Source organism: Paenibacillus wulumuqiensis, assembly GCF_000971965.1.
GTDB classification, from domain to species: Bacteria; Bacillota; Bacilli; order Paenibacillales; family Paenibacillaceae; genus Saccharibacillus; species Saccharibacillus wulumuqiensis.
On record NZ_LAQP01000001.1, the window covers coordinates 661,407 to 677,260 of the forward strand.

The window sequence follows — 15,854 nt, forward strand, 5'->3', positions numbered from 1 at the left end:
GAACTGCTCATTTGCAACCTATCTGATTCGTGTTCGGGCTAATCGTTTGCAATGGATATTGTTTGTTCCTGATGTATCTGGCTCATTCATGATGTGTAGAGTAGACTAGCTGCTGATATGTTCCGATAGTACCTGCCGGGCTGAAGTCCACTGCATATCAGGATAACGGTCATTGTCGAGCTGCGGCAGCTTGCCTGCGCCGGTGAACATGCCGTTCATATACTGCATGCCCTGCCAGGCCGGAAAAGGATCTTCCTGCTTGCCATCGAACCGGCGTGCGATGGCAGTCAGCCTCTCCAGACGCTTATGCCCGCCTGCCCGGAACAGGCGGTAATGCTGGCTGGTCAGCTCCGTCATGATATCTGCCAGCTGGCGGGCAGTGACTTGATCGCCAGCAATATACAGGAACCGCGGTGTATGAGGGTCCAAGGCTGCCCTTGCCGTATAAGCCGCTACATTATCCTTGATCGTAAAATCCAGCAGCTGATCCGCATTTTCCCAGTACAGAATGCGTTTGTAACGGAATAGCACAATCGGTGCCATCCCGGTCAGCAGTTCGCCAAACGCTCCGTTCAAAATGGACGTCGCCGCGATGGGCGCCTGATCGAGCCGCTTCATAAACTCCCGGCGCAGATTCAGATTGCGGTTGGAGCCTTCCGGCAGATTCCGGTAATCCATCGAATAGTCGGATGGAATAAAGCGCGGCACTCCTGCCTGCACAGCTGCATTCAGCAGCAGGGTCTGATTATCCATCATCACATCACGCAGCCCATTCAGCGCCGAGACGACGCAGGAGACATCTGCACAAGCTGCCTGCATGGCGGCTGCATCCTTATAATCTACAGGAAGCGTATCGATACCCAGCTGGTGCAGATGCTCCAGCTTGTCCGCAGATGTATGCGGACGGACAATGGCACGCACATGCGCACCTTGCTGAACAAGCGCTCTGGCGATTCGTTCACCGATATCTCCTGTCGCTCCGGCGAGTAATATGGTTGTACGGGTAGTATTCAAGCGATAGCCACCTTTACTGGATTATGGATTGATGATTATGCCAATGTGTAATTGTGCCTTTGCATAAAATAACCCTCTCCCCTGCTGTTCCCCAGCAGTGTGAGAGGGTTATTTTCATTTTACTTGTTTACCGGATGAATCTTCCAGATCTCGGAAGCATACTGTCCGATTGTACGATCGCTGGAGAATTTACCAGAATGAGCAATGTTATGGATCGATTTTTTGAGCCAGTCTTTTTGATTACGGTAGGCGGCTTCGATCTGCACATGGGACTCGGCATACGAATCAAAGTCCTTGAGCATAAAGTATTCGTCATTGCCATCCAGCAGCGAACGATACAGGGAATCGAATTCATAGGAATTCTGGGCGAATGCACCTGGCGTCACCAGCTGATCGACCACTTCCTTGATCCGTGGATCACTGTTGTAGATATCACGCGCGTTGTAGCCGCCATGCTGATAATAGTTCATCACCTGATCTGCGTTCAGACCGAAGATGAACATATTGGCGTCTCCCAGCATCTCGTGCATCTCCACATTCGCGCCATCCATCGTACCGATCGTCAGTGCGCCGTTCATCATCAGCTTCATATTCCCGGTACCGGAAGCTTCCTTGCTCGCTGTAGAGATCTGCTCACTCACATCGGCGGCCGGAATAATCTTTTCTGCCAGGGATACCGAATAATTTTCCAGGAAAAAGACATTCAGCTTGTCCTTCACATCCGGATCATTATTGACGACATTCGCGACTGTATTGATCAGCTTGATCGTGCTCTTCGCCAGATAGTAACCCGGCGCGGCCTTGGCACCGAAGATAAACGTACGCGGTACCATATCATGGGACGGCATCGATTTGAGCTGATTGTACAGATACATGACATGCAGAATATTCAGGAACTGCCGCTTGTAGGCGTGCAGACGCTTGACCTGAACATCGAAGATCGAATCGGTGTTGACCACTGTTCCGTACTTTTGCTCGATATACGAAGCAAGATGCTGTTTGTTATGCTGCTTGATCGCAGCTGCCTTTTCCTGGAATCCGGCATCTTCGCTGTATTTCAGAATGCCGACCAGTTCCTGTGGATGCGTGATCCAGCGGCTGCCGATCGAATCGCTGATCAGATCGCACAGCTCGGGATTGGCATGCATGAGCCAGCGGCGATGTGTAATGCCGTTAGTCTTGTTGTTAAAACGCTGTGGATACAGCTCATAGAAATTACGCATTTCCCGTTCTTTGAGAATATCCGTATGCAGTGCAGCCACACCGTTAACGCTGTGACTGCCAGCAATAGCCAGATGAGCCATTTTGACCTGATCATCATAAATGATCGCCATATGCGCCACACGGTCCGGATCGTTCGGATATTTATCCATCAGCATTTTGCAGAAGCGGGTATTGATCTCTTCGATGATCATATACACACGCGGCATCAGTTCACGAATCATCTGTGCCGGCCATCTCTCCAGGGCCTCGCTCAGAATGGTATGGTTTGTATAGGAGACGGTGCGGCAGGTGATATCCCAGGCCGTCTCCCAGCCATAGCCCTTCTCATCCATCAGGATGCGCATCAGTTCCGGAATGACCAGTGTCGGATGCGTATCATTGATATGAATGGCAATCTGATCCGGCAGATGATCATAGCTCAGATTGAGCTTGTCATACGTGCGCAGAATGCTCTGCAGACCTGCAGAACAGAGGAAGTACTGCTGCTTCAGACGCAGCAGACGACCTTCATAATGACTGTCATCCGGATACAGGAACTCGGAGATAGATTCCACCGAGCGGTTGTAGTTCAGATAGTTGTAGTAATTGCCACCGCCATTGCCCATGTTGCGATTGGCCATCTCGCGGACCGGCTCCGCACTCCACAGGCGCAATGTGTTGATATGATAGTCCGGATTGCTGCCTTTGTAGCCAATTACCGGCACATCATAAGGTACTGCCCAGACCGCTTCATAATCACGGGTGGTAAAATACAGTTCGCCATCTTCTTCACGTGTCTCAACATGACCGCCAAAGCGCACCTCGACCTTGCGGTCGGCCCGACGAACTTCCCACTCAAAACCTTTTTGCAGCCAGTCGTCCGGCAGTTCCACCTGATTGCCATCGACAATTTTCTGCTCAAACAATCCGTACTGGTAGCGTATGCCGCAGCCATGACCAGCATAACCGAGCGAAGCCAGAGAATCGAGGAAGCAGGCAGCCAGACGGCCGAGACCGCCGTTGCCGAGACCTGCATCCGCTTCTTCCTCTTCGATATCACCCAGTGAAATGCCCAGATCATCCAGGCCTTCCTTGACGATCTTCAGCAGACCCATATTGAGCAAATTGTTACCCAGCAGGCGGCCAATCAGGAATTCGAGCGACAGGTAATACACCTGCTTCTCCTGATCCTGACGCAGCTCTCGGTTGGTTGCTGCCCACTCTTTACCGGCAAACTCGCGCAGCATCCGGCTTAGAATCGTATAAACGTCTTCATTGGATACTTCATTCAGCGGCTTGCCCAGCTTGGAGACCACGTTATTTTGAAAAATTTGTTTGAATTCTTCTTTGTTTTTAAACAAAAGTGTATTCCTCCTGCAGTCAGATTGGCATCAGCATTTACAGAGAAGTACTTTTGGCTGTTACATAAGGGTGTTTGACATCACCGATCAGCGTGCGATCATGGGTAATCTGCACATCCTTATCAAGGATGACATTTTCCAGAACGGCTCCGGATTCAATGGTACACTTTTGCAGAATGATCGAGTTGACCACTTTGGCACCCTTCTCGACCTTGACGCCGCGGAACAGAATGCTGTTCTCCACTTCGCCGCCAATTACACAGCCATTGGCTACCAGGGAATTATGCACCTGTGCAGACTCGAGATATTTGGCAGGCGCCTCGTATTTGATCTTGGTCTGGACTGGATTTTCGCGGAACAGCTGTTGATAATTATCCGGGCAAAGCAGAGCCATACTGTTTTTGTAATAGCTTTCGACCGAGTTAATAACGGCATTGTAGCCTGTATACTCGTAACCGGCAATCTTCAGCCCATTGGGATTGTTCTGGATCGCATCACGGAAGAAATAACTTTTACCGTGGGCAATGCAGTAGTTGACCTGCTCCAGATACAGATCCTTGCTCATGATAAAGGCTTCCAGATAAATATTATGATGATCCAGTTCCTGATGAATATCCGTTACAAAGCCGCTTTCGTCCACTTCGATCCGGCGGCAAGCACCATGTTCGGGCATCAGTTCATCGACCTTTTTATAAATAACAGTCACGTCTGCGCCTTTTTCCAGATGATAGGCATAGACATCCTTGTAGTCAATCTTGTTCACATGCTGGGTACCTGTATGGATAATCACATCACCTATGCTGCGATCGAAGAAATCCATGTTGTTATGAATATGCTGCAGATCTCCTGTCGACGTATCGGTCGGATCATGCCAATCCGGAGGCAGGATGAACAATCCGCCGCGTTTGCGGTCCAGATCCCACGGTCTGCCTTCGCCCAGATGATCCATCAGGGAACGGTATTTGCGGCGAACGAACAGCGATATATCCTGTGTACCCGCATACATCATGTTGGATAACGCAAAATCTATCAAACGGTAACGACCGGCAAACGGAACAGCCGCGCCGCAGCGGAAATAGGTTAATTCCTTCAATTGATCCAGTTCATGATCGAGATTAATAACGCCTACAAATCCTCTCATTCCAGTCACCGTCCCTTATGTTATGATTCATTGGTTACAAGCATGATTTCCTTCTCATCCGTACGTTCTACGCCAATCTGTGCCCCGTCTTCCAGCACCATGCCTTCATTGACGATTGCTTTGTGAATGCGTACGTTTTTGCCGATTTTGACGCCTGGCATAATAACGGAATCCGTGATCACACTGCCTTCTCCGACTTCCACATTGAAGAACAGAACCGAGTGATTTACTTCACCGTGTACCATGCAGCCTTCGTTGACAATACTGTCCTGTACTTTTGCCGTAGGAGCAATATAGGCGGCCGGCTGATTCGGACTGCGTGTAAAGATACGCCAGTTGGGATCATTTAGATCCAGCTCGGGCTCTTCGGACAGCATGTCCATATTCGCTTCCCACAGGCTCTCGATTGTACCTACATCGCGCCAGTATCCTTCGAATGGATATGCGTATAATGTTTTGTTGTCACCAAGCAGTAATGGAATCAGATCTTTACCAAAGTCATAAGAGGAGGCAGGGTCCTGCTCATCCTTGATCAGATAGGATTTGAGCACATCCCATTTAAACAAATAGACACCCATGGAGGCCAGCGTGCTTTTCGGGTGTTTTGGCTTTTCGTCGAACTCATAGATTTTGAGGTCATCGTGGGTATTCAGCATACCGAAACGGCTCGCTTCTTCCAGCGTTACATTCACGACGGAGATGGTGCAATCCGCATTTTTTTCTTTATGATAATCAATCATTTTTTGATAATCCATTTTGTAGATATGGTCACCCGACAGGATCAGCACATGTTCGGGCTCAAAACTCTCCACGAACTTGAGGTTGCGGTAGATGGCATCTGCCGTACCCTGATACCAGCTGCTGCCTTCCTGACGTTCATGCGGCGGCAGTACGAATACACCGCCGTTTTTGCGGTCCATATCCCAGTCGTTGCCGACTCCTATGTACGCATGGAGTAGTGTCGGCTCATACTGTGTCAGTACTCCTACAGTGTCGATGCAGGAATTCGCGCAGTTGCTGAGCGGGAAGTCAATAATCCGATACGTTCCGCCAAAATAGACGGCTGGCTTTGCCAGTGATTTGGTCAAATCTTTCAGTCTCTTGCCCTGTCCGCCGGCAAGCAGCATAGCGACTACTTCTTTTTTCATGGGAAAGCCTCCTTGGTGTGAGTTGTCATATTCTTTACCTGAAATACGATAACGCTGAGAGACTAATACTGAATTGCACTTGAGCCAGATCATTACCGTTTAAAAAGGGGAGACTTCCTGGTGACGCATCGGATCAGAGCTGCAGTCCATCGGATGATAGCAGAGCCTGGAGATCAGAGGTTATCCTGAAAGCGAATACCTGTAATGTTCTCTGCACGGCACGCTTCCACAAATTCGGCAGACGCCACGATCAGACTGATATCTTCATTGGAACGGACCAGCCCGTGTCCTTTGAGTGCATCAGGCCGGAAGGCTACCGAAATAAAATGAGGCGGACTGCCATGCACTCCAGGAAGCAGCGGCACATACGCCGATTGCTCCATATCCAGACAGTTGATCACAGTCGTGATATTAGGGACCTGGAAACCTTTGAGCGGTTCGCCATTGACGGTCACTTCCGCATCGATCAGCTGTACATCCCCGGGGGCATATTTACGGATCAATGAAGCGAGACGCGGACCTACAAGATCCGGCCCATCGGTCATGAACCAGTCAAAATGGAGCAGCCGACCAAGCTCAACTTCGCCCTGAAGATGGAATTTGGGCGACTTGGCCCAATCCTTCTGCGGAGTACCCTTCTTAAAATTCAAATGATCCGGTGAATCATGGAAACTGTACTTGAACCAGTAACGGTCCGGGTAAATCTCTGCCGGTAGCAGGATATAACACATAGACATCTCTTCCTTTCGAGATCGGCAGGTAAATCATGGATACAAAGAAATGATTCATTAGCCCTAATAATAATGATGCTATGGTATATTTCTACATCGAGGCAGCATTAACCTTCAATTTTGCAGCGTATTTGCACATTTCTTCATTACTTTTCCTTATTTGTAGCTGCCTGTCTTCCCGGCACTGCTTATATACCCGAAAAAACCTCTATCGCCACTTTTTTACAAAAGGATTTTCTTATGATGGATAATATAATGTGTATTTTCCAGATAAAAACAGGGATTTTTATTTTAAATAGGAGGCAGCCAGCTCACTGATATAACGATTCTGACGGGTAATCTCCTCCCTCCGGGGGATGGGTTCCCAGCGCTGCACATTATCCAGCCAGGTCGTTGGCAGTTCTACAGGACTCTCTCCCTGCCACTGCTGCAGCCAGGAGGCCGGCAAGGAAAGCAGCGGGTCTCTGTTGATCTGCTCCAGCAGCGGATGTCCGCTCATCTCCAGCCATACGAGCGACCATGCTCTGGGAACGACACGCCAGATATCATAACCGCCTCCACCCAATGCGACCCAGCGACCTTCGCACCACGTATGAGCTGCTTCATGAATCATGCGCGGCATCTGCCGGTAGATCTCCATCGAGCAGTGAATATGGGACAGTGGATCGAGGGCATGGGCATCACAGCCATGCTGGCTGATGATAATGTCGGGTCTTGCCCGCTCCATCACCTGTGTCAGTGTATTCTCAAAGCACTCCAGCCAGGAAGTATCTTCCGTATACGGCTCCACCGGTACGTTCAATGTAAATCCAAACCCTTCTCCTGCCCCTCGCTCCTCTACCAGACCGGTGCCTGGAAACAGATACTTGCCTGTCTCATGAATCGAATAAGTGAATACATGCGGATCAGTATAAAAGCAGATCTCCACGCCATCTCCATGATGCACATCGGTATCGATATACAGCACCCTGGCATCATACCGTTGGCGCAAATGGGTAATCGCCAGTGCCGCGTCATTGTAGACACAGAAACCGGCACTTTTCTGGGGCATAGCATGATGCAATCCCCCCGCCATATGCAGGGCATGGCGGCTGGCTCCGCTCATGACCAGATCAGCCGCCTTGACCGAACCGGCAGCGATCGCTGCAGCGCTCTCATGCATCCCGGGGAAATATGGATTATCCCCGTGATCCAATCCATACTGCGCAGCATTTTGCAGAGCTTCGCCAGAGGGATCAGGAACACTCAGCTGCTTGACTGCTTCGATATAGCCAGGAATATGAATCTGGTGCAGCAATTCCTCATCGAGAGGCTGATCCGGCGTCAGGATGCTGGCAGCCGGCAGCGCATCGGACTGCTGCAGCAGTTCCATGGTTAATACAAGCCTGCGCTGGTCAAACGGATGTCCCTGATGAAATATATATTTCAGACTATCGGGATGGTGTACATAGACAGCATCATTCATCACCTTCACTCCTCTCTCTTCTGTATCTGCTCCGGTTAATACATAAACCGCTGGTGAAAACGAATCCGGTCAAAAGCCTCTACCGAAGACTGGGGTACTTGTCTGCCCACCCGGACCATCAGGCAGTTGGCCGGATGCGAACAAATCTCCGGATCATCAGTGGCAAACCAGACCATATCTACATTCTTCATCAGCTTCTCCATCATCTTGCGATAGTCCCATACGCTGAGCCCGGTATTTTCCAGATCCCAGTGCCAGTAGTACTCGGTAGTAAATACGATCATATTATCGAGCTGCTGATCCCGAAAGGCGAGCTGGATCAGCTTTTTGGCAAGTCCGAGGCCGCGATATTCATTGGCGATCTCGACCGCTCCCAGCTCTACCAGATCCTCCATATTGCCTTCGGACCAGCGCTCGTACTCATCGGGATAATGAAAAGTGACATAACCGACAATTTGATCTTCATCGGTAGCCATAATAATGCGCCCTTCCGGCAGACCGGCGATCTCGATCAGCGCTTCCTTCTGTTCTGCCGGCCGCCGGAAGGCATCCAGCTCGGTATGCATCCGGCAGGGCTGAATCTGCTCCGGCGGCACAGGACCTTCCAATACCAGCGGACCGTTCTCCGTATGAAGTACTTCCTTTTGTCTGATTTTCAGATGGTTCATACCGGGCTCCTTTCCTGGTCGTATTGATAACGCTTTCTTAAGATTATATATAATTTTCCAATAAATGCATGTATAAATATGTCGCTATGGAATATGATACCTTTTCTTGAGAATGAAAGATAAATTTGAACATTCTGTGAAAAGGTAGTATCTTATTTTGTAAGCGCTATATATGGTAAATGAAACTCTATATCTTATTCACTTGGAGGGTACTAATGGGAAAAGATACGATGGAAGTCATTGCTGTAGAAGCTAGCCAGGCCAACATGATGGATTACGAAGAAGCCCGCAGACAGTTCGATTGGGCGGATGTAGAGAAAAGATTCAGCTGGTATGAAAGTGGTAAAGTCAATCTGGCTCATGAAGCCATCGACCGTCATGCCGCCTCTGGACTAAAAGACAAAATTGCGCTTCATTACAGCGATCCGCAGCGCGATGAATCGTACACATTTGAGCAGCTGCGCCAATATTCCAACAAAGCGGCCAATATGCTGCGTGAACTGGGGATTGGCAAAGGCGACCGTGTATTCATTTTCATGCCGCGGACGCCGGAACTGTACTTTACCCTGCTCGGCATTCTCAAGATCGGCGCGATTGCCGGGCCGTTGTTCGAAGCTTTTATGGAAACGGCAGTGCGTGACCGTCTGCTGGACAGCGGCGCGGTAGCGATCGTTACGACACCGAAACTGGTCGGTCGTGTTCCCGCTGCCGAGCTGCCTGATCTGAAGCATATTATTATCTATGGAGAGGAATCCGAACTGCAGGAAGGCCAGATTCATTTCTCCAGTGCAATGGATGCGGCTTCGGATGAGACGGAAATCGAATGGGTCGATCCGGAGGATGGACTGATCCTGCATTACACTTCCGGTTCGACCGGCAAACCCAAAGGGGTCTATCATGTGCATCAGGCGATGCTGCAGCATGAATACACCGGCCGGGTCGTGCTGGATCTGCAGCCGGATGACATTTACTGGTGTACTGCCGATCCCGGCTGGGTGACCGGTACTTCCTACGGTATCTTCGCCCCATGGCTGAATGGTGCAACCAATGTAATCCGCGGCGGCCGCTTCAGTCCGCAGGATTGGTATGAGACGATTCAGCGTTATAAAGTCACAGTATGGTACAGTGCGCCTACCGCTTTTCGGATGCTAATGGGTGCAGGCGATGAAGCGGTCGAACAATATGACCTCTCCTCCCTGCGTCATGTGCTCAGTGTCGGCGAGCCGCTGAATCCCGAGGTTATCCGCTGGGGTTACCGGGTGTACAAGCAGCGGATTCACGATACATGGTGGATGACAGAGACAGGCGCCCAGCTGATCTGCAACTATCCGAGAATGGATATCCGTCCAGGCTCTATGGGACGTCCTCTGCCGGGCATTGAAGCCGCTATCGTCGATGACCAGGGCAATGAGCTGCCTCCGCTGCGTATGGGCAACCTGGCGATCAAGACACCATGGCCATCCATGATGCGCAAAATCTGGAACAATCCGGCCAAATACGAAGAATATGTGCGTATTCCGGGCTGGTATATTTCCGGTGATTCCGCTTATATGGATGAAGACGGATATTTTTGGTTCCAGGGACGGATCGATGATGTGATCAATACTTCCGGTGAACGGGTAGGTCCTTTTGAAGTGGAAAGCAAGCTGGTCGAGCACCCGGCTGTCGCGGAAGCCGGTGTAATCGGCAAGCCTGACCCGGTACGCGGCGAAGTGATCAAAGCCTTTATCTCCCTGCGTGAAGGGTATACCGCTTCCGACGAGCTCAAGCAGGAGATTACGCGATTCGTCAAAGAAGGCTTGTCTGCCCATGCGGCTCCGCGCGAGATTGAGTTCAAGGATAAGCTGCCCAAGACTCGCAGCGGTAAGATTATGCGCCGGGTACTCAAAGCCTGGGAGCTGGAACTGCCGACAGGTGATCTGTCCACGATGGAAGACTGAGTTTCTTCCCACGCTATATTTTTGTAATAGGCAGGCTGATTTCTCTGCTATGCTTTTGAAGTGAACCGCAAATAAGCCGCCACGTATCAACGTGACGGCTTATTTGGCGTATTCCCTATTCTGCTTATCAATACATGCATATATCGAATACTATCGGTGCTGCCTGGGATCAGGCTTTGTTCTGCTTTTTCTGCTCTTCGAGCTGGCGGCACAGTTCAACCAGTCGCTCCATCTGAATCGGTTTGGAGAGAGCACCGTTCATGCCTGCTGCAAGGACTTGCTCCTGGTCATCCTTGAATGCATTGGCTGTGATCGCGATGATCGGAATATCCCGATTTTGAATTTTTCTGGAATGACGAATCGTGTATGTGGACTCCAATCCGTCCATGACCGGCATCTGAATATCCATCAGCACCATATCATAGGAATTATCCGCTTCCAGCATATGAATGGCTTCCAGACCGTTATCCACGGTATCCACATGATAGCCAAGCTTATTCAACATCCGGGAAGTAATAATACAGCTGATCCGGTCATCATCCGCCAGCAGAATACGCAGACGGCCGGCTTCCCCATTTGCCGGATACTTTGTCTGTACCGCTGTATAGGCAGCTACCGACTCCTGCTGTTCTTCTCTATCTTCAACATTTCCGGAGATTTCCGGTAGTTTCGGATGTTCTCCAGAACTCTCCGGAATTCTGACCGGAATCACGAATTCAAAAGTACTGCCTTTTCCCTGTTCGCTCTTCACGGTAATCTCGCCATTCATCAGCTCCACAATCTGCTGACTGATGACAAGGCCTAGCCCTGTCCCCCCAAATTCACGGCTCTGGGAGTCATCCACCTGGCTGAAGCTCTTGAACAGCTTGTCCCGGTCTTTGTCTGCAATACCGATACCGGTGTCTTTGACTTTGAAATGCAGCTTGATGCTGATCTCATCGATCTCGATTCCATGGACGGATACATCGACCGAACCCTCATGTGTAAACTTGACTGCGTTACTGATCAGATTATTGAGTACCTGCTTTAGCCGATGCGGATCACCGTATACTTTTTGAGGAACATTATAGCCAATATGCAGATTCAGATTAATCTGCTTTTCCATAGTTAATGGACGGTGGGCTTTGAGTGTCATATCCATCAGCTCATGCAGATTATATTCGATATTTTCCAGGTTCATTTTACCTGCTTCCGCTTTGGAAAAATCAAGAATATCATTGATCAGCATCAGTAATGTTTCTGCACTGTTTTGCACAATTTTCATATTATCACGCAAGTCCTGCTCCACCTCGTTCAGCAGGATCAGCTCGGTCATACCGATAATTCCGTTCAGTGGAGTACGAATCTCATGACTCATATTCGCCAGGAAGCGACTTTTGGCCAGATTGGCAATCTCGGCCTGCTCTTTGGCCCGAAGCACCTGCTGCTCGGCTTGCTTGCGCTTGGTAATATCGAACTGAATACCAACGAAATAATGACATTCCCCATTCTGGTCAAAAATCGGGTCCAGGTTCACTTCATTCCAGAACGGTATGCCCAGTTTGGTATAATTCAGAATCTCGATGGTCACCGATTCTTTTTTGGCGAGTGCATCGCGGAATTGCTGCACAGCCTGCGGATCGGTATCAGGCCCCTGTAAAAATCGGCAGTTGTATCCTACCGCCTCTTCACGGCTATAACCCGTCAAATCCGTAAAATGACCATTGACAAATACAAGCGGAAAATCGGGTCTTCTTGCATCTGCAATGGTCACTGAAGATTTCAAATTTTGTACTACATATTCCCAGTCTATGGCTGGTGCTTTAGGATCTATATTCATGCTGCCTCCCTGAAATGGGTATCATAAGTTAATTGCGGATGAGTGCTGCCCAGCATATGTGGCTGTTCAGTGACTCAGTAAGCTATGATATTGTAATTAAATCTAGCATACCATACAAACATATGTTTTTTAATGTTTATTCGCAATGTTTGACGCGAGGCAGTCGATACCATTTCCTCTATTCCCCCACTCTCTCCACTATAAAAGATATCAAGCCTTCAATCAAATTCCCTATACAGCAAAAAAGCTTGCCTGGCCGGAGTGTAAACGGCATCAGACAAGCCTGGACAAATTGGGATGATATCAATTAGCGAAGAATACGGCGGGCGGTTACATAGTGATCCACCCAGTAATTCAGATCCAGATTGGAAATGGCAATCCCATCCAGACTCGGACTGTTATGAATCAGCTTGTTGTCTCCGGCATAAATCCCCACGTGCGTAATCACGCTCGGATCACCGCCGGAAAAGAACAACAGATCGCCCTTTTGCCATTGTCCGCGTTCCACTTCAATCCCTACGTCTTTCTGATAACGGGTGCCCCAGGCCAGATCAATGCCTTCCAGTCCGTAAATATAACGGGTAAAAGAAGAGCAATCAAACAGCGTAGGAGCTTCATTCTTGCCAAATCCGTAATGGGTAACTCCCTGCAGCGCAAGTGCGCTCGCAATAATACGGTCTGCGGACGCTTCATCCAGCGGTGAACCTGTAGCCAGTGAAGGCATCGTCACCGCAGGCTGTGGCGGATTGTATGGCAGATCCTCCACTTCATCAATCGTCTGCGCAGGCACTTCATTCAATACCGCAGTCTCGGAAGGCGGCAGCGTATACGATACATAATCTGCGGATACATAGCCTGTTACACCGTTCTTATCCTTGATCTTGATCCAGGCTGCTGATGGCTGCTCCAATGCCGTAAAGCTCTCTCCGACCGCAAGCACACGCAGCACCGGACTGCCTGTCGTTGGCTGTGCACGGAAATTAACACCTTTTCCCACTACCCCGGTACCCGGTTTATTGGATACGGCGGAAGGAGATACGGCTGCAGGTGCAGAAGTCGTCTCGGTAGAGATCGTCGCATTGGCAGTGGAAGCGCTATCCGAACTTTTCGTATAGGCTGATGAAGCTGTCACAATTGTCGTGGTACTGCTATTGGTAGAATCTTTGCTATTGGTGGTAGAAGTAGGTTTATAATCCACATAACTGGCAGATACATAGCCTGTCTTTACACCTACTTTGACACGCAACCAGTGGCTGTTGACTTCACGCAGTATCTTGATGCTGGTTCCCGGCTGCAGTGTACTGTATACATCACTGTCAGTGGTAGGACCCGAACGGAAGTTGACGGGAAGGTTGATTTTGCCGACCGGAACAGGTGTCGCTGCTGCGCTCGTCACTTGTGGTGTGGAAGTCAATAATACGGCTGCAGTCAGTAGGGTAATGATATTTCGTTTCATGGATGTCCTCCTCGGGAAATTCTCTCTATGTTGTATGCTCGTGGAGTTATGTATAGGGAAAAGTAAATGAACAAAAAAATGTGGTAAGCCTATGAGTGAGAGAACAAAATGACAGCTTCGTCATATTTTCATCATAGTTGCTTACCACATTTATACCATACTGAACCAGTTTCTGTCGACCATAAAAATTATATTCAAGTAACTTTTGTACTAATTATTCGACACCCAGATATTCTTTCATCCCATCTACAACCGCCTGAGCGAGCTTTTGTTGGAAGTCATCCGTGTACATTAATGGTTCATCTACCATGCTGCTCAGATAACCGGCTTCGATCAGAACGGCCGGCATTTTGGTCTCCCGGGTCACATGCAGGCTCTTGGTATGAATGCCGCGATCCGGCAGACCGAGTGCACTAACGACATGATCGTGAATGACTTTGGCAAACTGCTTGCTGTCACTGCGGGTATAATAAATTTCTGTGCCGCTTGGCGATACTGCCGAAGACGTGCTGTTGCCATGGATGGAGACAAACAGGTCGGCATTCAGATCATTGGCTGTTTTGACCCGGCCCTGCAGCGTTGGGTACGTATCGTCGCTGCGTGTCAATACAAAGTCGATATTCGGCTCCTGCTGCAGCAGTGCCTGGATTTTCAATACAACCGCAAGTGTAAAGTCTTTTTCCCTGCGCTGCTGGATGCTTGGTGCACCCGGGTCCTTGCCTCCGTGTCCTGCATCAATAACGACGAGCATTTTGCCATTCTTGCCCGGTCCGGAAGATGGTGTAGCCGGTACCGACTGGGATGGTTCGTTATCAGCTGAAGCGCTGCCGGTGGTAGTGCCTGCTGGAGTCGTCTCGGTTCCCGCAGCCGGAGGCGCAGGATTCAGTGCACCATCCAGTTCGACCATGACGACGCCTTTCTGGTTATTGATGACCTTGTACTGCTGGGCATTGTTCAGATCGAGTACGATCCGTACCGTGGATGGAGAGCTGCTGAACAGGGAGTATCGTATCCCCGCTACATCCGGATAACCGGTAACATCCACTTTGTTGACTGCCCCTACGCTTGGCTTTTGTCCGTGAAGGAATGTACTGGAAAAGCTCGTTTTTGGCAAATCCAGAACGATCCGGTCGGGATTGTTCAGTGCACTGTATTTGGGTGAGACATTGCCATCCACTGTAATGGTCAGGCGATTATCACTAAAGCTGATCGCATTGACCTGAGCCAGATCTTCCTGCTGCGGGGCAGCCGTGTCCTTGCCGGTTGAAGCTGCCGTCGTTGGTGCAGGTGCTGCTGAAGCCGTTGTCAGATAGACGGTTTTAACCGCATTGTCCCATTTCACCGTCGTTCCCGTGTTCTCGCTAATAAACCGCAGCGGTACGAGCGTGGTGCCATTATGCACGGACGGTGCTGCTTCCAGATCGACCGGATTATTGTTCACCGATGCCGAATAGCTGTCCGCCGTCAGCTGCAGTGTATTGCTGCCCTGCTTGATCGTCGCTGTCTGCGTCGCGTTGGACCAGCTGACTTTGTAGCCGAGCTGTTCTACGACTACACGCAGCGGCACCATGATACTGCCCTTGACTGTTGTCACCTGACCATCAGCCGGCAGACTGATCTCCTTGCCGTTAAGGTTAATATGCGTCTGCTGTGCAGCATGTCCGATCGACGGCAATGCCAGCATAAACAGCAGCATCAGCATACTGATGATCCATACATTTGCTTTTTTCATAGAGTCCCCTGCCATTCCCCGGGTGAAATGAATGATCCCCTCACTTCATCCCAGTAAGTATTAATGTGTGTCTGTGTAACCTTTGGATATATGTGAATACCAGCCGGAGCCGGTGATATACCTCGGTATCGGTATACTATTTTATTTATCGGAAAATGACGTTGCATCTTTTGCAG

Annotated in this window: 11 protein-coding genes; 1 reads left to right on the plus strand and 10 read right to left on the minus strand. The window is 49.7% G+C overall.

Going from position 1 to position 15,854, the window contains the following annotated elements; translation table 11 throughout:
• Positions 1-105 precede the first annotated feature (105 nt).
• The 7 genes from WH45_RS10970 to WH45_RS11000 form a co-directional block, all read right to left on the minus strand.
• Positions 106-1,014: an NmrA family NAD(P)-binding protein gene (locus tag WH45_RS10970; RefSeq protein WP_046214365.1), complete on the minus strand. Its 909-nt coding sequence runs from the start codon at positions 1,012-1,014 to the stop codon at positions 106-108.
• Positions 1,015-1,133: 119 nt separating this feature from the next.
• Positions 1,134-3,578, minus strand: a complete 2,445-nt coding sequence (locus WH45_RS10975; protein WP_046214366.1) for a glycogen/starch/alpha-glucan phosphorylase — start codon at positions 3,576-3,578, stop codon at positions 1,134-1,136.
• A 37-nt stretch (positions 3,579-3,615) separates the two neighbouring features.
• Positions 3,616-4,719: a glucose-1-phosphate adenylyltransferase subunit GlgD gene (glgD, locus tag WH45_RS10980; RefSeq protein ID WP_046214367.1), complete on the minus strand. Its 1,104-nt coding sequence runs from the start codon at positions 4,717-4,719 to the stop codon at positions 3,616-3,618.
• Between the two features lie 20 nt (positions 4,720-4,739).
• Entirely contained in the window at positions 4,740-5,867 is a 1,128-nt protein-coding gene (locus WH45_RS10985; RefSeq protein ID WP_046214368.1) for a glucose-1-phosphate adenylyltransferase, read from the minus strand.
• A gap of 173 nt (positions 5,868-6,040) precedes the next feature.
• Positions 6,041-6,598, minus strand: a complete 558-nt coding sequence (locus WH45_RS10990; RefSeq protein ID WP_046214369.1) for an imm11 family protein — start codon at positions 6,596-6,598, stop codon at positions 6,041-6,043.
• A gap of 286 nt (positions 6,599-6,884) precedes the next feature.
• Positions 6,885-8,063 (minus strand): acetoin utilization protein AcuC, encoded by a 1,179-nt coding sequence (locus tag WH45_RS10995; RefSeq protein ID WP_200897676.1) that lies wholly within the window; start codon positions 8,061-8,063, stop codon positions 6,885-6,887.
• 35 nt (positions 8,064-8,098) lie between these two features.
• Positions 8,099-8,731 (minus strand): GNAT family N-acetyltransferase, encoded by a 633-nt coding sequence (locus WH45_RS11000; RefSeq protein ID WP_046214371.1) that lies wholly within the window; start codon positions 8,729-8,731, stop codon positions 8,099-8,101.
• Positions 8,732-8,946: 215 nt separating this feature from the next.
• Here WH45_RS11000 and acsA point away from each other — a divergent pair, with 215 nt between their 5' ends.
• Positions 8,947-10,671, plus strand: a complete 1,725-nt coding sequence (gene acsA, locus WH45_RS11005; RefSeq protein WP_046214372.1) for an acetate--CoA ligase — start codon at positions 8,947-8,949, stop codon at positions 10,669-10,671.
• A 169-nt stretch (positions 10,672-10,840) separates the two neighbouring features.
• On the opposite strand, the gene WH45_RS11010 is transcribed toward acsA, so the two are convergent.
• The 3 genes from WH45_RS11010 to WH45_RS11020 all read right to left on the minus strand — a co-directional run bounded on the left by WH45_RS11010 (position 10,841) and on the right by WH45_RS11020 (position 15,678).
• Complete coding sequence (locus WH45_RS11010) at positions 10,841-12,490, minus strand: ATP-binding protein (protein WP_052723730.1); 1,650 nt, start codon at positions 12,488-12,490, stop codon at positions 10,841-10,843.
• Positions 12,491-12,797: 307 nt separating this feature from the next.
• On the minus strand, positions 12,798-13,946 hold the full coding sequence (locus tag WH45_RS11015) for a C40 family peptidase (protein ID WP_046214373.1): 1,149 nt from the start codon (positions 13,944-13,946) through the stop codon (positions 12,798-12,800).
• Positions 13,947-14,160: 214 nt separating this feature from the next.
• The gene (locus WH45_RS11020; protein WP_046214374.1) at positions 14,161-15,678 is read right to left on the minus strand and encodes an N-acetylmuramoyl-L-alanine amidase family protein; all 1,518 of its coding nucleotides are present in this window, start codon (positions 15,676-15,678) and stop codon (positions 14,161-14,163) included.
• Positions 15,679-15,854: the final 176 nt, after the last annotated feature.

What these genes read in the sequence shown, in the direction of transcription:
- glgD (WP_046214367.1), bottom strand. Translation starts at nt 4,719, where the DNA reads ATGAGAGGATTTGTAGGCGTTATTAATCTCGATCATGAACTGGATCAA.
- WH45_RS10985 (WP_046214368.1), bottom strand. Translation starts at nt 5,867, where the DNA reads ATGAAAAAAGAAGTAGTCGCTATGCTGCTTGCCGGCGGACAGGGCAAG.
- WH45_RS10990 (WP_046214369.1), bottom strand. Translation starts at nt 6,598, where the DNA reads ATGTGTTATATCCTGCTACCGGCAGAGATTTACCCGGACCGTTACTGG.
- WH45_RS10995 (WP_200897676.1), bottom strand. Translation starts at nt 8,063, where the DNA reads ATGAATGATGCTGTCTATGTACACCATCCCGATAGTCTGAAATATATA.
- WH45_RS11000 (WP_046214371.1), bottom strand. Translation starts at nt 8,731, where the DNA reads ATGAACCATCTGAAAATCAGACAAAAGGAAGTACTTCATACGGAGAAC.
- acsA (WP_046214372.1), top strand. Translation starts at nt 8,947, where the DNA reads ATGGGAAAAGATACGATGGAAGTCATTGCTGTAGAAGCTAGCCAGGCC.
- WH45_RS11010 (WP_052723730.1), bottom strand. Translation starts at nt 12,490, where the DNA reads ATGAATATAGATCCTAAAGCACCAGCCATAGACTGGGAATATGTAGTA.
- WH45_RS11015 (WP_046214373.1), bottom strand. Translation starts at nt 13,946, where the DNA reads ATGAAACGAAATATCATTACCCTACTGACTGCAGCCGTATTATTGACT.
- WH45_RS11020 (WP_046214374.1), bottom strand. Translation starts at nt 15,678, where the DNA reads ATGAAAAAAGCAAATGTATGGATCATCAGTATGCTGATGCTGCTGTTT.